Source organism: Clostridium sp. UBA1056 (assembly GCA_002316385.1).
In the GTDB taxonomy this organism is placed as follows: domain Bacteria; phylum Bacillota; class Clostridia; order Clostridiales; family Clostridiaceae; genus Clostridium_J.
Map to the genome: position 1 here is coordinate 1 of DCDL01000066.1, position 19,675 is coordinate 19,675.

Here is a 19,675-nt window from a genome sequence, read left to right on the forward strand (position 1 = left end):
ATTGGGTGCGAATCGCTTTCACAGAGTGCGATGGGAGTATTAGAGCGGGTAGTGATCAGATAACACAAAATAGACGAGCACTCTGACTTATTTATTTTTTGAAAATGCCTTAACATTATACTACTAAAATCCTTATGATATAAGAAATAAAGGAGATATTTCAATATATCTTTGAAATATCTCCTAAAATTACATTTTTGCTAAATCTGCAGATGGTCCAAACATTTCATAGTTTATAGAATCATCTGATACTCCCATAGATTTTAATGCATCATATATCATTTTCATAAATCCTAATGGTCCACAAAAGTAGAATTCTTCATCTTTTGATAGATTATGTTCAATCCATTCTTTAGTAAGATATCCTTCTACTTGATAATCTTCTCCAAGTTTATCAGTGTCTAATGGGTTGCTATAGAAAAACTCTACATCTATATTATCATATTTTTCAGCTAAATCTTTTAAATCCTTCTTAAAGGTATGAACATTTGAATTTAATACTGCTTGAATAAATTTTACCTTCCTTCCTTCTTCTATAGCTTTATATAACATAGACATCATAGGTGTTATCCCTATACCTCCACTTATAAGTACTAAAGGTTTATTACTATCCTTTAATATAAACTCTCCTAATGGTTCTGTTATTTCAACTTCATCACTTATATTAATATTATCATGAAGATATCTTGAAATTAATCCTTTATCTTCTCTCTTAACACTTATTCTATAGAAATCTTCTCCTGGTTTCATAGACAAAGTATATTGTCTAACTTCACTAGACTTATCCCCTGTGCTTATTGGTTTTATAGAAATAAACTGTCCCGCTTTATGAGTTTTTAGAGCTTTTTTATTTACAGGAGTTAGATAAAAAGATGTAACTACATCATTTTCTTTGACCTTATTAAATACTTTAAAGTTACTAAATAAATTATTTTCTTTTAGTTCTTCAAACATCTCTACCCCTACACCACAGATTGGGCAAATAAAATCTTTTGGTAATTCCTCACCTTCATATATGTATCCACATACTTTACAAATATATTTTTTCATATTATATCCTCCATATTTATCCTATACTATATCTACAATTTTATTGTAGATATATATTTATAATATTACTATTTTATCTATTAGTCAATAATGATTATTAAGTAATAATTTCATAATCTTATTATTTAATAATATTCAAATAATAAAAATTTATATACATTCTTTCTATTTAATTATTCTTATTCATCGGTAAATAACTAAATACCTACATGATTTTAATATTACATGATTTAGAAATGTCATTATATAATTCTAACACTTTATCATTATCAAAAAAACATGGAAATTTTTTATTATAGTTTCCCCATATAGTAAATGGATATTTAGTAAAATATACAGTGCAGAATAAAATTTCCCTTGTACTCAATCTAGTTATAAATGGGATAATTTCTCTTGTTAATCTAAAATAAATTGTGTCTTCATTCAATGTTTCTTGAATTCTATACATAACTTCCTTATCTTCTACTTCTAGTAATTTTATTAACCTCTCCTTACTCTCTTCCTCTAGAGTAGAAAAATATAAATCTACATAGGAGTTATACTCTCCATTCAGTATTATAGTTTCCTCCATAAATTTAATTATATTTTCCTCTGCCTCTTCTATTGTTTTACTTTCTAATATTACACTCTTAAAATTATTAAAACCTTCATTGATATTATCAAATCTTATATCAACTAACTTTTTGAAATCCTCTTTACTCACTGGATATAATAAGTTATTCATCTTATTCCTCCTCTAATTAATTCCAGGTTAGTTTTTCTAGTTCCATATGACTTCTATACCAATTATCCTTTTGTGACATCTCTTCTGGTGTTCCTATATTCTTTACTCTTCCATTCTCTATTCTAACTATTTTATCGCAATCGATTATTGAAGATAATCTATGGGATATAGATAAAATTGTTCTAGTAGTTGATATCTTCTGTAATATGGAAACCACCTTTTCTTCCGTGACTGAATCTAAATTAGCGGTTATTTCATCTAATAATAAAATTGGTGGATTCATAACTATAGCTCTAGCAATAGCAAGTAGTTGCTTTTGTCCTTGTGAAAATAACTTGTCATGCTCTATCATAGTTTCATACCCTTTTTCTAAAGTTAATACATAATCGTGTAGTCCTACTAATTTCATTACTACTTCTACATTTTCTTGGGAAATATTCTTATCTTGTAGTGTTACTTGATCTTTAACACTTCCTTCGATAAATGTAAATCCTTGAGATACATAACCAAAAATCTTTCTTTTTTCTTTATTAGGAATACTATATACATCTACTTCATTTATTGTAATGCTACCCTTTGTAGGTTTAATTAGTCCTAAAATCAGCTTAAACAAAGTTGATTTTCCTACTCCTGTTCTTCCTACAACAGTTATTTTTTCACCAGCTACTATATCAAATGAAATCTCTTCTAATACTCTTATACCTTTTGTATAACTAAATGATACATTATTAAATCCTATAGTTACATATTTAGGATCACTAATTAATGTTTCCTTTTTTAATTTTCTATTTTTATCTTCTTCTTCTCTCTCTTCATAAAACTCATTCACACGCTTTATTCCTGAAATAGCTCTTTGTATATCTTGAAATTCCATACCTAAATTCTCTATAGGCGAAAACAAATTAGAAATTAAATCTATAGAAGCAGCCACCATTCCTAATGAAATACCTATATAGTTAAATTGACTTGAAGATAATATTACAATGATAGAAATTACAGCGGCACGTATAAGTTGAATAATTGGAGAGTACACGGAATCAAAATAATTTATTTTTTCTACAGTTTCAAAATTATCTTTTAAATATTCCACATATTTATCTTCCATATACTTTTCTTTACTATAAGTTTTAATCATAGTTATGTTCTTCAAACTTTCAGAAATATGATTATTTACTTTTCCAACTAAAACTCTATTTCTAAACTGAGCCTTTAACATGAGTTTCTGAAAACCTCTAGTTATGAGATAAATTATAGGAATTAATATCAATGTAACTATTCCTAAATAAAAACTAAATATCCAAATGGATATTAATATTCCTATTATTTTAAAGCAATCTATAATCATTCCGATAATTCCATTAGTAAATAGAGAGTTGATTGTATCTACATCATTTGTGAACAATGAAACTACTTCTCCTGAATCATTATTAGAAAAATACATAGAATTTACTTTTTCTAACTTATACATCATTTCTTTACGTATTTCCTTAGTTATTTTTTGCCCTAAAACTACTAAAAAAGCTTCCTTTATTACATCTAGTATACCTATAAAAATTAATACTAATAAATATATAATTGCTATGCTAAGTAACCCTGTTGTAACTTCATTTATCAAATATTTATCTATGATAACTTTCAAAAGTTGAGGTGGAACCAAACTAAGTACTACTACTCCAATGATTACTAAAACTAAAATTATACAAAATCCAATATTATTTTTAATTACTTTTTTTATGGACTTACTAACTAATCTATCCTTCACTAATCTCACCTCTTTGTAATTTATAAATAGTAGAATACAATTGAGATTTATTTATTAACTCTTCATGGGTACCACACTCTACCTTCTTATCTTCATGAAACATAATTACCTTATCAACTTGATTAAACATAGTTAGTCGATGAGATATTATTATGATTATACTGTATTTATAATTACTACGTAAGTTATTAATAATTTCACTTTCAGTATTCACATCTATGGCTGAAAATGGATCATCTAAAATAATTACTTTATTTTTATTTAATAAAGCCCTAGCAAGAGATAATCTAGCTTGTTGTCCCCCACTTAATCTAACACCGCTACTTCCAACCAAGGTGTTTTCTCCTTGTTCCATACTCTCTAGGTCTTTATTAAAACAAACATCCTTCAATACTTCTTTTATAGACTTATTCTTTCCTAATGTAATATTATTATAGATAGTATCAGATAATAGTTGAGTGTTATGTCCTAAGTAAGATATTATTTCACTTCTTTCATACTCACTATAGTCTCTCAATTCTCTATTATCGATTTTTATACTCCCCTTATAATCATAAATCCCAAGAAGTGCTATACCTAAAGTAGATTTTCCGCTAGCTATAGGTCCAGTAACTCCTATAATTTCTCCAGTTTTACCTTCAAAGTTAATATTTCTAATAACTTCTACATCTCTATTAGGATAGGAAAAGCTCAAATTTTTCACCTGAATGGTCGTACCTTTTTTATGAATATCAGTAGTCGTATTCTTTACTTCATAATCCTTTAAATAAGGCTTAATTCTAAGCCAAGAAATTCTTGATTTCTGGGCTGAATTAAATAGCTTGGCTGTTTTACTAGCTTTCGTTGTAATTGCAGTAAACATCACCATATATGTGGAAAAATTACCTACAGTCCAGCTTCCTTCAATTACTTTATTACCACCTAGATAAATAACTATAATTATTCCTAATAGGGCTATCACATTATATACAGGCTGCATAGCATTTTCCAAAACACTTGCTTTAACTGCCTTTCTTTGAAGTTCATTTAAATGGTGAAAATACTCTTCTCTATTCTTATCCTCTAATCCATTAATTCTAAATAAAATTGCATTCTCTATACTGTCATAGGTTAAATCGGTTACTACACTACTTTCGTTTCTATAATCTGTAGAATATTTATATATTACTCCCTTTAGCACTTCTGCCAATTTCATAGCAACAGGAATGAATAAACAGGATATAAGAGTAATCTTAGCATCATAAGTTATCATAGTAACTAAATAGGCTATCATTAAAACTCCTGTATCAAAAACCTCTGTAGTTACCTTTCTCATACCTTCAACACATAAATCTACATCTGAAATAACCCTAGTCATAAGGTTTCCCATATTTTCATCACTGAGTTCATTTATATTTTTACTCATTATGTTGTTATAAATCATAAGACGCATTGTTGCACTTGTACTATTAGCAAATCTTCTCACATAAAATCTTTTAAAGAAACGAGCAAGTTGAATAAATGCAATAGCTCCTATAAATAAAGCTATTCTTATAAATACAATATTTAAGGATTCTTTATTTAATATAGAATCTATTAAATTTCCTTGTAGTATTGGCCCTACAACAGTAGCACCATTGAATGCTATCCCAAAAAATATTATCATAGCTACTACTTTTTTTTCTTTTAGCCAATAGTTCTTAATAAGATTTGGTTCCTCCATAGGCTCAATCTTCAAAGCTCTCATCTAATACATCCACCTTTTCAATAATATTTTTGAAGTTTGCTCTTCTTTCCATTTTAGATTTTACATATAATTTTTTTAATACCTTTAAGAAAATTTCCTTCTCCTCATTATCTATATCTTCCATAAGCCATTGATAGAAATGAGTTTCCGTGGCTGTAGCTATATCCTTTACCTCTTTAGTTTTTTCTGTAGGAAATAATCTATTAATTCTCTTGTCCTTTTCATCCTTATACCTAACTACATACCCTTTTTTTTCCAGATTACTCACTAACCGAGTCACTGCAGCCTTATCAATAGATAACAATCCTCTCAACTCTTCTTGGCTTAAGCCTTCTCTTTTTCTTATATATCTTAAACACATGTATTCAGAAGCACTAAGATTTATTCCACTAAGAACACCATTAGTGTACATTTGTGCAACTCTTCCGATTTTGGTAATATATCTTTTTGTTTCATCCATAGTGTAACCCCCTACATAATATAGTTGATAAATCAACTATATTAAACATATCAATAAATAGGTTGATATGTCAACTATAATATTATATATTATTCCATTTATATTCCAAAATTCCCCTTTATGCATGATATAATATTATATATGATTTGATCTTTTTATAACAAGGAGGTGCTTTCTTGGAGAAAATAATTGAAGTACAAAATCTAAAAAAATTCTATGGTGACATCAAAGCAGTAAATGGAATAGATTTTTATGTTGAAAAAGGGAAACTATTTGCATTTTTAGGTCCTAATGGTGCAGGTAAATCAACTACTATTGATATTATTTGCACATTTTTAAAACCAGATGAAGGCGATGTGTCCATCAATGGTTTTTCCTTAGGAAAAGATGATGCTAAAATCCGCTCTATAATTGGAGCTGTATTTCAAGATGGATTATTAGACGATCTATTAACCGTTAAAGAAAATCTTAAGATACGTGGTAGCTTTTATGGCTTAAAAGGTGATGAGCTTTCAAAGGCCGTGGATAGTGCAATGGAAATCACTGGTGTCGAAGATTTTGCTAAACGCCCCTATGGAAAGCTGTCTGGTGGACAAAGGCGTAGAGCAGACATAGCTAGAGCCCTTATTAACACTCCTAAAATACTTTTTTTAGATGAGCCCACAACAGGACTTGATCCTCAGACACGTAAAAATGTTTGGGAAACTATACTTAAATTACAAAACGAAAGAGACATGACCATTTTTCTTACTACACACTACATGGAGGAAGCTACAGCTGCTGACTATGTAGTTGTCATTGATGACGGAAAAATATCAGCAAAAGGAACACCATCAGAACTGCGTGAAAAATATTCTAGTGATATTTTAATCCTTTATTCTAAAGATGAGACTGACCTTTTAAATATATTAAAAACAAATTCTCTTAATTATAAAAAGATTGGTGACCGACTTATCATCAAAATACCTTCTACCATGGCCTCCCTTCCTATTATTGAACAATGTAAAAAACATATAAATGGTTTTGAAGTTCACAATGGTACTATGGATGATGCCTTTATTGGAATTACAGGAAAGGAGATTAGAGAATGATTGCATTTGCTAAACGAAATATTAAATTGTTTTTTCGAGACAAAAGTGCCGTATTTTTCTCCCTTCTAAGCGTCTTTATCATAATTGGTCTTTATGCCTTATTTTTGGGAGATGTTTGGACCAAAAGTCTTACAGAAATATCTAATGCCCGTCCTTTAATGGACTGTTGGATTATGGCTGGATTAATAGCTGTAACCTCAGTAACAACTACCATGGGTTCATTTGGAATTTTAGTTGATGACAAATCCAAAAAAATTTCTAAGGACTTTTATTCTTCCCCAATTAAACGAAGTCATCTTGTAGCTGGCTATGTAATCAGTTCATATATCATCGGTGTTATAATGAGCATTGTGGCATTTATTCTTGTGCAAGTATACTTCATAATCGGCGGTGGAGAAATACTTTCAACTGTTGTAATCATTAAAACCTTTGGATTAATCTTACTTTCCACCTTTACAAATACCGCTATTGTTTTATTTGTTGTTTCTTTTTTCAAAAGCCAAAATGCCTTTGCAACTGCAAGTACAATTATTGGTACACTTATTGGATTTTTAACTGGTATTTACTTGCCGATCGGTAGTGTTTCTAACTTTGTTCAGACGATTATAAAATTATTTCCCGTATCCCATGCCGTAATATTGTTTAGGCAAGTAATTATGGAAAAGCAGTTAGCTATAGCCTTTGAAAATGTACCTGCGCAGTACTTAACAGACTTCAATGAAACCATGGGGGTAACTTTTAGCTTCAATGATTATACCGTAACCCCTCTTACTAGTATCATTATTTTAATTGTTACTGCCCTATTGTTTTATGGTCTATCAATTTGGAACTTATCACGTAAGAATAAATAAAATTAAGGTGCCTTAACAAAATAGTCTAATCTTAAATAAATATTGAGTATACCCTATATTATTACATCTCGGCCGTTTCAGAATATTGATTTACTAAGTTATTTATTCAACTCCAACAAAACAGCTCGTATACACTCAAACAAGTTGTTTTGCTTGTGATTTTACCATTCATAAATACTAAATAAAGAGATTTTCTAAGTAGGTTCTTCTAATTATATTAGAAAAAGTAAGTTGGAATAACTAAATTAAAGATTTAGTTATTCCAACTTATCTAAATAGTATTTACTAGAAATAATATTAAAGTTCAAACTTAAATATTTTACGAAGACTCTTAATACTTTTATAACTTTATATCGGATATAAATAATTTTATATATATTTCTTACTAAAATCTTATTAATAATACTTTTATTATTTTTATAAACTTCCACCTAATTGCGAAAATACAATTTCTTTAGTGTCTCCATCATAATCTTTTCTTATAAGTACATCTCTTTCATCACATTTGTATCTTACAGTTTCCTTTTCTAAAATATCTCTAACAATTTTTTCATAATCATTAGGAAAGTAAAACTTCATAAGTGGAATTATTATATTTTTATCACTTGATAAATCGCAGTAGTTTCTATAGCCTCCTCTTAAGGTTATGTTACACCAAGTTGAATTTTCTGTAATTAATACATCATAGTGTTTAACCCCTCTTAAGTTTGAGCTATATATTAAAGACCCTTGATAATATTCCTGAAAAGAGAACTTTTCCTTTAATATTTTAAAGTCTTCTAAAAAATTATCTGTAGAACCTTCTTTCCTAATATATTTATTTGAATCGGATTCAACTTTTTCAGATTCATTCTTAATATAAACTTGAGACCCTTTTACCATTACAGAAAATCCAAATACATTTCTTAGTATTTCAAAGGGTATTCCTGTTTTTCCATCATTATTTATTATTAATTCATTTAAGGGTAAAACTACAAATTCACTTTCACTTTTATCTGACACCAAACCTCGCCCCTAACATCTAATTTAACAAATTTTCATTTATTTCCACATATAATGTTATATTAAATATTATTACAATACAATACGAATTATTTAAATTTTAATTAACAAAGAGAAGGATAAGAAACTTCTCCTTCTCTTTAGCTTAATACACCTATATAAAGTTTGGAATTGATAAATATCTCTCACCTGTATCTGGTAATAATACTACGATAGTTTTCCCTTCATTTTCTGGTTTACTTGCTATTTCTGTAGCCGCTTTTAAAGCTGCTCCTGAAGATATACCAACTAATAAACCTTCAGTTCTTGCTAATTCTTTATTAGTAGCAAAAGCATCATCATTAGATACCTTTATAATTTGGTCGTAAACATCTTTATTTAAGGTATCTGGAATAAATCCAGCTCCTATTCCTTGAATTTTATGAGGACCAGCTTTACCATCTGATAACATAGGTGAATCTTCTGGTTCTACTGCTATAATATCTATATTTGAATCTTTTGATTTTAAGAATTCACCAACTCCAGTTATAGTTCCCCCTGTACCTACTCCAGCTACAAAAATATCTATTTCTCCATTAGTATCTTTCCAAATCTCTGGTCCTGTAGTAGCTTTATGAATTGCTGGATTAGCTTGATTTATAAATTGTCCTGGAATAAATGAGTTTGGAATTTCTTGCGCTAATTCTTCTGCTTTAGCTATAGCCCCCTTCATTCCCTTAGCTCCTTCAGTTAGTATAATTTCAGCACCATATGCCTTCATCAAACTTCTTCTTTCTATGCTCATAGTTTCTGGCATTACTAATTTAATTTTATATCCTCTTGCCGATGCTACAGAAGCAAGCCCTACTCCAGTATTTCCACTTGTTGGTTCAATGATAACAGACTCTTTATTCAAAATTCCTTTTGCTTCTGCATCATCAATCATTGCCTTTGCTATTCTATCCTTTACACTTCCTGCTGGATTAAAGTATTCTAATTTTGCTAATATAGTAGCCTTTAAATTATGCTTTTTGTTATAATTTGAAAGCTCTAGTAGTGGTGTATTTCCTATTAATTCTGTTAAACTCTTATAAACTTTTTTCATGATTAATACCTCCATTTGTTTTTAATAAAATTTAATGCTATTTTTTATTTAAAGGTTTTGCTGCTATCCCTACTACTGTAGAATTTTCCTCCGTAGATTGTAATACTACTGAGTTTGCGCCAATCTTTGTGCCTTTACCAATATATATATTTCCTAGGACTTTAGCACCAGCTCCAATAATTACATTATCTCCTATGGTTGGATGCCGCTTTCCCTTTTCATTACCTGTTCCTCCTAATGTAACTCCATGATACATAGTTACATTATCTTTAATTTCTGCTGTTTCTCCAATTACCACCCCCATTCCATGATCAATAAATAGACCTTTTCCAATTTTAGCTCCTGGATGTATTTCTATTCCAGTGATGAATCTACTTATATTAGAAATAAACCTTGCTAAAAAGAATAATCTTTTTCTATATAAAAAATTAGATATTCTATAAGATATTATTGCCTTTATATGCGGATATAATAATAATATCTCTAGCCTACTTCTAGCTGCAGGATCTCTTGGAAAAACCGAATCTATATCATATATAAGTGATTTTAAAAACTTCATAATGACTTTCCTCCATAAAATTTTAGATTATAAACTTTCAAATCTATATAGTGCTTAATTATATTTATTTTATATTAATTTGATTTCATACTATTTTAGAATAAAAAAAACGCCTCTAAGATAAACTTAGAGACGGATAATATCCGCGGTTCCACTCTATTTGGTTATAAAAAAATTAAACCCTCTTTTCGAGTACTATCATACTCTATTAATGTAACGGTTAAAACCGCGATAGCCTACTTAATTCGGTACCGTACTCCAAAGGGCACTTCATATGTAGCTTCAATAAATATCCTTTCAGCTAATGGATACTCTCTCTGAATCTTCATTACACATTACTTTCCTTCTTCAATGTATTTGTGTATTTAAATTATTATACTTTATTATATGCCTATAGTTGAAAAAGTCAACTAATTTTTAAAAATAATTTTAATCTATTTAATTCAGGGACTTTCGCAAAATGAGCTAATCTAAATAAATATTGAATAAGNNAAGATTTAGATTCTTACTTATCCAAATGGCATTCGCTAACAATAATATTAAAGTGCATCTTCAATATTTTATATAAGATTAGTAATATATTTTGCAAAAGCCCCTTCTTTTTCCTTATAAGAAGGAGAATTTGTTTTAAATTTAGTGTAATAAGCATTTAACCTGTCTATACTAAAGTTATTATTACTTCACACATTAATAATTTTAGTAGAATAGAAAGTGTTAGAGTAAATCTTATATATCTATAGCTTAAATAAGCAAATTAAATATTTTTACCATATTTAACCTTAAACTATTCAGTCTACAATTTGATTAATAATAAAGTAATATGCTATAATAGTTTCACTATATTTAAAAATAAGGGGGAATATAAGAATGGACGCGAGCCCCAGTGGCAGTTTTATTCTAATTTTTTTACTAATTTTAGTAAATGCTTTCTTTGCTTCCGCAGAGATGGCAATTGTATCTTTAAACAAAACAAAAATAAACCTTTTAGCAGATGAGGGTAATAAGAAAGCTTTACTTCTTCAGAAAATTTTAAAAGAACCTAATAATTTCTTATCTACTATTCAAGTAGGGATTACTTTTGCAGGTTTCTTTGCATCTGCTTCAGCAGCCACATCTATTTCTGTAGGCTTTGCTAATACACTGTCTGGATTTGGTATACCTTACAGTAATAAGATAGCTTTAATTGTTACCACTTTACTTATCTCTTACCTAACTTTAGTTCTTGGAGAATTAGTTCCAAAGCGAATAGCTCTTCAAAATTCAGAGAAAGTAGCTATGTTTTCTATAAAAGTCATAGTTTTTATCTCTAAATTAACTAGACCTTTCGTATGGTTTTTATCTTGTTCTACTAATCTAATAATGAGACTCTTTGGAATTAAAACAGAGGGCATGGAAGATCAAGTATCAAGAGAAGAAATTCGAAGTCTTATTGAGATTGGTCAAGAACAGGGAGCTATAAATGCAATTGAACGTGAAATGATTGATGGTATAATTGAATTTGATGATACCATGGCTAAAGAAATCATGACACCAAGAACTGAAACATACCTACTAGATGTAAATGATAAAATTAAAGATAACATCAATTACATTTTAACTGAAAGCTTTTCAAGAATACCTATTTATGATAAAGACTTTGATAATATTATTGGTGTACTTTATATGAAAGACTTATTTTCAAACATAGTAGAAAATGGTATTGATAATATTTGTATTAAGGATATAATGAAAAAACCTTATTTTGTTCCTGAGACAAATTCTATTGATGGTTTATTTAGAGAACTTCAGGCAAATAAAAACCATATGGCTATATTAATAGATGAATATGGTGGATTTTCAGGTATTGTTACTATAGAAGACATTATTGAAGAAGTAATGGGAGAAATTTCTGATGAATATGATGATGATCAACCTGAAATAGAAAAAGTAGATGATGAAAATTATATAGTTAGTGGATTACTTACTATATCCGACTTGAATGACTTTTTAGATCTTTCCTTAGATTCAGAAGTAGCAGATACTGTAGGTGGATTATTCCTTGAAACCTTTGGAACTGTTCCTAATGATACAAATAATCATCAAGTTGAAATAGGAAATATTACACTAAAACTTTTAGCCTTAGATGATAGAAGAATAGATAAGATTCATCTTATAATAAATAAAAACAAAAGTTCTGAGGATTAATTAAAAATATAATAATTATTTAATATAAATAGACTACCTAAAAATTTTTAGGTAGTCTATTTTAAAATTACAATTTATTTTTAATACACTATTCAAACTGTGAGTTATATAGTCTACTATAGAACCCCTTCTGTTTTAATAACTCTACATGATTTCCTTGCTCCACTATATTTCCATCATTAACCACTAAGATATGGTCTGCATTTCTTATGGTAGAAAGCCTATGTGCAATTACAAAACATGTTTTATCCTTCATTAAATTTCTCATAGCCTGTTGAATCTGAATTTCTGTCCTAGTGTCAACATTAGATGTTGCTTCATCTAGGATAAGCATTTTTGCATCTAACAGCATAGCTCTCGCTATGGTTAAAAGCTGTTTTTGTCCTTTAGATATATTAGTTCCATCATCAGTAATTACAGTATCATATCCATTAGGAAGTCTTTTTATATATGAGTGAATTTTAGCTGCCTTAGCCACTTCTACAACATCTTCTATAGTAGCATTTTCGTTACCATAAGCAATATTTTCAAAAATAGTTCCATCAAATAGCCATGTATCTTGAAGTACCATAGCATAAGCCTTTCTTAAGCTCTTACGTGTAACTTCTGATATGGGGTTTTCATCTACTATAATGCTTCCTTCATTAACATCATAAAATCGCATAAGGAGATTAATTAAAGTAGTCTTACCAGCTCCTGTAGGTCCTACTATTGCAATCATGCTTCCAGCGGGTGCATTCATACTAAGATTCTTAAGAATAATTTTATTCTTATTATACCCAAAGGAAATATTCTCTACTTTAACATTTCCATTTGTATCTATAAGTTCCTTAGCATCTTCTTTATCAGCTACTTCTGATAGTTCGTCCATAAGTTGAAAAATTCTTTCTGCAGCAGAGAGTGAAGATTGGAATTCTCCCATGATATTAGCAGTTTCATTAATAGGTCCAGAAAATTTTCTAGAGTATAGAACAAATGAAGATATGTTACCTAGAGTCATTTGGCCAAAGAGATACATAATTGCTCCAAAGATACTGATAAGAGTTAAAGATAAATTATTCATAAAGTTAACTGAAGGTCCAACCATAGAGCCATAATAATCAGCATGATAATAAGCATCTACAGCCTCTTCATTCTTGCCTTCAAATTTTTTCTTTGTATTTTCTTCTTGGTGATAAGCCTTTAATGTCTTCTGACCAGATATAAATTCCTCTACCATCCCATTAAGTTCTCCTAACTTTCTTGAGCGCTTACGAAACATCGGTCTTGTGACTCTCGTTATTCTCTTTGTAAGTATAATAGACATAGGCACTGTAATTATAAATACTAAAACTAATTTTCGAGATATCATAACCATATATACAAAGGATACTACCACCGTAATTATACTTGCACAAATACTAACTAAGTCAGATGTTAATGTAGAATTTAAGGTGTCTACATCATAGGAAATTTTACTTATAATATCCCCCGTTGCATGAGTATCAAAATATCCCACTGGAAGAGACAATAGCCTATCAAATAAATCTTTTCTTAATCTATAAGATATTCTTTTACTGATTTCCAGCATAAGCACCGATAAAATATAGGCTAAAATAGAAGATACAATATAAAATATAATCATAAGACCACAATAATAATACACTTTAGAAAAATTTACAGCTCCCTTTCCAAGACTAATATTATCTATGGCATAACCTGATAACATAGGCCCGATAAGTGCAAATATATTAGATCCTATAGACAATATAATTGCTATAATCATCAACAATTTATATTCAAATAAATAGGACATTACTCTTTTTAAAGTATTCTTCTTTTTAATTTTCATAATTTCTAATGTCCCCCTTAACTTTAACTTTCATAACCTATTCCCCCATCTGTGACTTATTTATTTCTTTATATATATCACAGGTTTCAATAAGCTCCTCATGAGTTCCATAGCCTACAACATACCCATCTTCTAACACACAGATATGATCTGCATGTATAATTGAACTAATTCTTTGAGCAATCATTATAGTTGTAGTATCTTTAAAATGTTCCATAAGATTTTTTCTAAGTTCAGCATCGGTTTTATAATCTAAAGCACTTGAAGAGTCATCTAAGATTAATATTTCTGGATGCGCTGCTATAGCTCTAGATATAAGCATTCTTTGCTTTTGTCCTCCACTTAAATCTGCGCCTCTTACTGCAACTTTAGTATTAAACCCTTCCTCTTTCCCTTCTATAAACTCTGTAGCCATAGCATAATTTGCTGCTAATTTTATAGCTTTATCATCTAAGTTTCTTCCAAAACGAATATTTTCATAAATTGTATCTGTACTTATAAAATCATTTTGAAATACAACTCCAAATTTTTCTCTTAATCTTTTCATATCAATAGATCTAACATCTTGTCCATTTATATGAATTGCACCTTCATCTACATCATAAAATCTCATTAACAATTTAATTAAAGTAGATTTTCCTGAGCCTGTAGCCCCTATAATGCCTAATGTTTCACCTTTTTTAACACCAAAGTCTATATTACTCACATTCTCTTCCTTATGATTATAAGAAAAAGTTACATTATTAAATTCAATAGCATAATCAGTTTCTTTCTTTGGTATATCCTTAACTGTCAGTTCTTCTCTTTCATTTATTATTTCAGTAATACGCTTTGCCGAAGCACTAGCTTTAGAGTAGTTAGTAAAAACTCTTGAAATAAATAAAAGAGCATTTAATATTAAAGTTACATAGGTTAAAAATGCTATTATCACTCCTGGTTTAATTGCCCCACTATTTACTCTATAAGCTCCAGCCAAGATCACAAGTACGGTTCCTACATTCAAACAAAGATTCATTACTGGGTTTAGTACAGACATAACCATACCACTCTTCTTTTCTTGAACTACTGTTGCTTCATTACGATCATTAAATTTTTTCTTTTCATAATCTTCCTTTGATAAAGCCTTAATTACTCGAATTCCTGTAATATCCTCGCGAACTACACGTATAAAATCGTCTACTCTCTTTTGAACAATAGAGTACATCGGAATACCAACCTTTGAAATATACATAATTGTAAGAAAGATAATAGGCATTACTGAAATCATAACTAGAGTTAATACTGGATCTAAGGTCATGGTTATAATTATTCCACCAATGAGCATTATTGGTGCTCTAACACCAATTCTTTGCATCATACCTAACATCTGATGAATATTATAGGTATCAGTAGTAGCCCTAGAAATTAAAGATGGTAGTGTGAAGGTATCTACTTGATTATCAGAAAGGCAAATCATTTTGGAAAATAGATCATTTCTAACTCGCTCTGTGGTATCTCTTGCTACCTTTGAAGCCATTCTATTGGCTATTATATTAAAAGTTAATGCACAAATGGCACATAGAAGCATGACTCCTCCCCAAATTAAAATTAGTCTTACCTGTTTTAATGGAATAATTTCATCAATCATGTAAGACAATATCCAAGGAATAGCCAGCTCTACAATAGTTCCAGTGAATTTTATGGAAAGCCCTATAATCATATTCACTGTATATGGTTTTAAATACTTAAATATCTGCTTCATAATATTCCACCTATAAAATTTATTTCGTTATCCTAAATATATTATATCTTAAAGTTTTTAAAAAATCTATTTTAAAATTCTGAAATTATCCTTTAGCAATTTACAATTCTGAAAGTTTACCTAATAATTTTTAGATGATAGAATAATAAGAACAAGGAGGTGCCATGTTGAGAGAAATAGATTATATGGCTATAGATGCTGCCAATGATCAGGATCTATTGAATAGTTTCATTGAACAAAATGAATTGTTTATTTTGAAATGTACATCAAAAATAACCAGAAAATACATAACTAAAAGTGATGATGAATGGTCTGTTTCACTTCGTGCATTTGTACAAGCGATTCAAGGTTACGAATTAAACAAGGGAAATTTTCTTAGCTTTGCTGAGCTTATAATCCGTAGACGCCTTATTGATTATCTTAGACTTCAGAAAAAGTACAACTTAGAACTATCCGTAAATCCTGCTATATTTAATTGTCAGTTAGATGAAAATGAAGATGATAAAGATATTGCACTTGGACTTGCTGTAGCAGAAAAGGTATGCCAAGAAGACAATTATACACTAAAATTTGAGATTGAAGCTGCAAATGAAGCATTTTCTCATTACGGTTTTTCTTTTTTAGATTTATCTACCTGCTCGCCTAAGGCTAAAAAGACAAAATCATCCTGTGCAAAAGTTGTATTATATCTGCTTAGTAATCCGATACTAATTAGTGAATTACAAAGTTCAAAGCAATTACCATTAAAAATAATTGAAAAAAATTTAAATGTACCCCGAAAAATATTAGAACGTCACCGAAAATATATAATAGCAGCAGTGGAGATACTATCCGGAGAGTATTCAAATTTAGCTTACTATTTCAGGTACATCAGAGAGGAGATTAACAAATGAAATCTGTTGTTGTAGAAATCAAAGCTGGCTATGCTGCAGTCCTTTCTGAAGATGGCTACATATCAAAAGTTAAAAACAAAAATTATATCATCGGGCAGACGATTGAAATTAAAAGTAACAAGTTTAAAAATATAAATAAATTGGTAATGTGTTCTGCTTTAACAGCTATGATTACAATTGTAGGAGGCATAACTCTATGGGCCTATAAAACACCTTACTCCTATGTGAGTTTAGATGTAAATCCCTCTATAGAATATTCTTTAAATCGTTTTAACAAGGTAATTAGTATAACCGCAGTAAATGATGATGGTCAGGAAATTCTTAATGAACTTGAGTTGGACAAACTTGAAAATCAAAATATTGAAGATGCAGTTACCGAAACAGTTAATCAAATTAGTAAAAATGGTTATTTTGATAATAGCATTGATAATGACATTGAAGGTGGAATTATTATTGCAACTTCTGGTGAAGATTTAGAGAAATCAGGTGAACTTGCTGAAAAATTGCAAAAAAGTTTAGAAAATGAAATTGAGGAAATAGGTAAAGATGTTAAACTTGAAGCTATAAATGTTGGACTTGAACGAGTACAAAAAGCAAAAGAACTGGGCGTAACACCCGGTAAACTAGATTTAGTTGAAAAACTACAAAATAGTTCTGCAGATCCAGAAAGTATACTTCTTGAAGACTGGTTAAACAAACCGGTTAAAGACATTATGAGTGCTATCAAGGAAAATAAAAAATCCAAAATAGAACAAAGTAAAACTTCCGATGAAATCACTGAAGAATCAACTATACATAATACTGAAGTGATAAATGAAATAAAAGCTGACAAAGCTATAACTAAAGAAGAGAAAAATACTGATGATACTGAAGCTAATAAGGAAAGAGTTAACCAAAAATCTCAGAATAAAGTAGAAAAAGTTACTAACAAACCTGAAAATTCTGAGAAAAAAGTTAATAATAAGCCTGAAAACACTGAGAAGAAAAACAACAACAATAAAAATACTAAAGAAAAAACACCTAATAAACCTGAAAATCCAGGAGAAAAGGGTAATGGTAAATCAAATAAAAACTAATAATAGTTTTTATAAATATATTACTTATATAACTAATGATAAAAATATAATTAAAATATACTAATGATAAAAACATCGTAAAGTACAATAAAAAAATACAAAGAGCATGCCCCTCAATCCCCCACATGCTCTTTGTATTTTTTACGTGCTTCTAAAACTACCAATATTCCTGAAACCCGCATGAACAGAACAACTAGTTTACTAGTTAAATAGTTTCCTACATAAATATTTATATAGGAAACTATTTTTATATTGGTATATTTAATCAAATTTTTCTATCATATCAAATTAATATTTAAAATATTCTTCTATACTTTCAAAGCAAGTATTTATCATAAATTCTATTTCATCCTTATTTATAACATAAGGAGGTATGAAATAAAGTACATCGCCTATAGCTCTTAACAGTAAGCCTTTCTTTAGTGCTATTTTATAAATTTCATAACCAACTCTACTTTGCCAAGGATATCTCTCCTTTGTATTTCTATCCTTTACTATTTCGATAGCAGTTATCATGCCTATACTTCTTACTTCTCCTACATACTTACAACTCTTTGCCTTTTCCAGTGTTAGTTGTTTTATTAATTTTCCTTTTTCCTTATTATTCTCTATGATCTTATCTTCTTCAAATATCTTTAGATTTTCTAAAGCAATAGCACATGCCATGGCATTTCCAGCATAGGTATGGCTATGTAAGAACGATTTTCTTTCAGAATAATCACCATAAAAACAATTATATATTTCATTAGTAGTCATAACTACAGACATTGGCATATATCCTGCAGAAATCCCCTTTGAAAGGCACATAAAATCTGGACTTATATCTGCATGATTACATGCAAACATCTCTCCTGTCCTTCCAAATCCCATGGCAATCTCATCTACAATTAAATGTACATCATACTTATCGCAAAGATTACGAAGCTTTTTAAGATAAATAGGTGAATAAATTTTCATCCCTGCTGCCCCTTGAACCATCGGTTCAACTATTACAGCACTTATCTCCTCATGATTTTCATCTAAACATTTTTCCATATTTTCAAAGCATTCAGCATTACATTGCTCTCTATTGCATCCATATTTACATCTGTAACAATCAGGTCCATTAATCCTAAGAGTATCTAAAAGTAATGGTTTATATATCATATTAAAAGCATCAATATCGCATACAGATAGTGCTCCTAATGTTTCTCCGTGATAGGCATCACTTAATGCTACAAATTTCTTCTTTTTAGTTTTATTTCTTTGCATATTATAATGAAAGCTCATCTTCAAAGCTATTTCCACTGCGGAAGAGCCATTATCTGAATAAAATACTTTATTTAATCCATTTGGTGTTATAGCTACTAGTTTTTCTGCTAGGTCTATAGCTGGTTTATTAGAGAAATTAGCAAAAATAACATGCTCTATATCATCTATTTGATTTTTAATAGCTTCATTAATTCTTTTATTACTGTGTCCTAGGGTATTTGTCCACCAAGATGATATACAATCTAGATATTTATTTCCATTGATATCATAAAGCCATACTCCTTCTCCCCTTTCTATAACTATGGGATTAAGCTCCTCATAGTCCTTCATCTGTGCACAAGGATGCCATATATATTCTAAATCTTTTTTTACATAATCTTTCATATAAAC

16 protein-coding genes and 1 other annotated feature are annotated in these 19,675 nt (G+C 29.4%); of the genes, 5 read left to right on the forward strand and 11 right to left on the reverse strand.

All coding sequences use genetic code 11. The features are described from left to right. Positions 1-189: 189 nt before the first annotated feature. From B3W71_RS19050 to B3W71_RS19070, 5 genes are all read right to left on the reverse strand, one after another. Entirely contained in the window at positions 190-1,050 is an 861-nt protein-coding gene (locus tag B3W71_RS19050) for a rubredoxin-like domain-containing protein (RefSeq protein ID WP_346890518.1), read from the reverse strand. Between the two features lie 205 nt (positions 1,051-1,255). Continuing rightward, positions 1,256-1,774, reverse strand: coding sequence for a hypothetical protein (locus tag B3W71_RS19055; protein ID WP_346890519.1), 519 nt, complete (start codon positions 1,772-1,774; stop codon positions 1,256-1,258). Positions 1,775-1,790: 16 nt separating this feature from the next. Next, a complete protein-coding gene (locus B3W71_RS19060) occupies positions 1,791-3,536 on the reverse strand; it encodes an ABC transporter ATP-binding protein (RefSeq protein WP_346890520.1) in 1,746 nt (581 codons plus the stop codon). Next, a complete protein-coding gene (locus B3W71_RS19065; RefSeq protein WP_346890521.1) occupies positions 3,526-5,262 on the reverse strand; it encodes an ABC transporter ATP-binding protein in 1,737 nt (578 codons plus the stop codon). The genes B3W71_RS19060 and B3W71_RS19065 overlap by 11 nt, the downstream gene beginning before the upstream one ends. Then, positions 5,243-5,722: a MarR family transcriptional regulator gene (locus tag B3W71_RS19070; RefSeq protein ID WP_346890522.1), complete on the reverse strand. Its 480-nt coding sequence runs from the start codon at positions 5,720-5,722 to the stop codon at positions 5,243-5,245. The genes B3W71_RS19065 and B3W71_RS19070 overlap by 20 nt, the downstream gene beginning before the upstream one ends. 176 nt (positions 5,723-5,898) lie before the next feature. Here B3W71_RS19070 and B3W71_RS19075 point away from each other — a divergent pair, with 176 nt between their 5' ends. Both B3W71_RS19075 and B3W71_RS19080 read left to right on the forward strand, forming a co-directional pair. Further along, a complete protein-coding gene (locus tag B3W71_RS19075; protein ID WP_346890523.1) occupies positions 5,899-6,813 on the forward strand; it encodes an ABC transporter ATP-binding protein in 915 nt (304 codons plus the stop codon). Continuing rightward, on the forward strand, positions 6,810-7,664 hold the full coding sequence (locus B3W71_RS19080; RefSeq protein WP_346890524.1) for an ABC transporter permease: 855 nt from the start codon (positions 6,810-6,812) through the stop codon (positions 7,662-7,664). Before B3W71_RS19075 ends, B3W71_RS19080 begins: the two co-directional genes overlap by 4 nt. A gap of 417 nt (positions 7,665-8,081) precedes the next feature. Here the strand turns inward: B3W71_RS19080 and B3W71_RS19085 are convergent, their stop codons facing one another. The 3 genes from B3W71_RS19085 to epsC all read right to left on the reverse strand — a co-directional run bounded on the left by B3W71_RS19085 (position 8,082) and on the right by epsC (position 10,309). Further along, the gene (locus tag B3W71_RS19085) at positions 8,082-8,666 is read right to left on the reverse strand and encodes a hypothetical protein (protein WP_346890525.1); all 585 of its coding nucleotides are present in this window, start codon (positions 8,664-8,666) and stop codon (positions 8,082-8,084) included. 154 nt (positions 8,667-8,820) lie between these two features. Continuing rightward, positions 8,821-9,750, reverse strand: a complete 930-nt coding sequence (gene cysK, locus B3W71_RS19090) for a cysteine synthase A (RefSeq protein WP_346890526.1) — start codon at positions 9,748-9,750, stop codon at positions 8,821-8,823. Between the two features lie 37 nt (positions 9,751-9,787). Continuing rightward, positions 9,788-10,309: a serine O-acetyltransferase EpsC gene (gene epsC / locus B3W71_RS19095; RefSeq protein ID WP_346890527.1), complete on the reverse strand. Its 522-nt coding sequence runs from the start codon at positions 10,307-10,309 to the stop codon at positions 9,788-9,790. A gap of 125 nt (positions 10,310-10,434) precedes the next feature. Continuing rightward, positions 10,435-10,670, reverse strand: a binding site (T-box leader). A 506-nt stretch (positions 10,671-11,176) separates the two neighbouring features. Between epsC and B3W71_RS19100 the strand changes: the two genes are divergently transcribed. Beyond that, entirely contained in the window at positions 11,177-12,493 is a 1,317-nt protein-coding gene (locus tag B3W71_RS19100) for a hemolysin family protein (RefSeq protein WP_346890528.1), read from the forward strand. An 88-nt stretch (positions 12,494-12,581) separates the two neighbouring features. Here the strand turns inward: B3W71_RS19100 and B3W71_RS19105 are convergent, their stop codons facing one another. Together B3W71_RS19105 and B3W71_RS19110 are read right to left on the reverse strand one after the other, a co-directional pair. Next, positions 12,582-14,324: an ABC transporter ATP-binding protein gene (locus B3W71_RS19105; protein WP_346890529.1), complete on the reverse strand. Its 1,743-nt coding sequence runs from the start codon at positions 14,322-14,324 to the stop codon at positions 12,582-12,584. Positions 14,325-14,361: 37 nt separating this feature from the next. Continuing rightward, positions 14,362-16,065, reverse strand: a complete 1,704-nt coding sequence (locus B3W71_RS19110; protein ID WP_346890530.1) for an ABC transporter ATP-binding protein — start codon at positions 16,063-16,065, stop codon at positions 14,362-14,364. 167 nt (positions 16,066-16,232) lie between these two features. Between B3W71_RS19110 and B3W71_RS19115 the strand changes: the two genes are divergently transcribed. Both B3W71_RS19115 and B3W71_RS19120 read left to right on the forward strand, forming a co-directional pair. Then, on the forward strand, positions 16,233-16,958 hold the full coding sequence (locus B3W71_RS19115; protein ID WP_346890531.1) for an RNA polymerase subunit sigma: 726 nt from the start codon (positions 16,233-16,235) through the stop codon (positions 16,956-16,958). Then, a complete protein-coding gene (locus tag B3W71_RS19120; protein WP_346890532.1) occupies positions 16,955-18,034 on the forward strand; it encodes an anti-sigma-I factor RsgI family protein in 1,080 nt (359 codons plus the stop codon). Before B3W71_RS19115 ends, B3W71_RS19120 begins: the two co-directional genes overlap by 4 nt. Positions 18,035-18,322: 288 nt before the next feature. Here B3W71_RS19120 and bioA read toward each other — a convergent pair whose 3' ends face one another. Next, entirely contained in the window at positions 18,323-19,669 is a 1,347-nt protein-coding gene (bioA, locus tag B3W71_RS19125) for an adenosylmethionine--8-amino-7-oxononanoate transaminase (protein WP_346890533.1), read from the reverse strand. Positions 19,670-19,675: the final 6 nt, after the last annotated feature.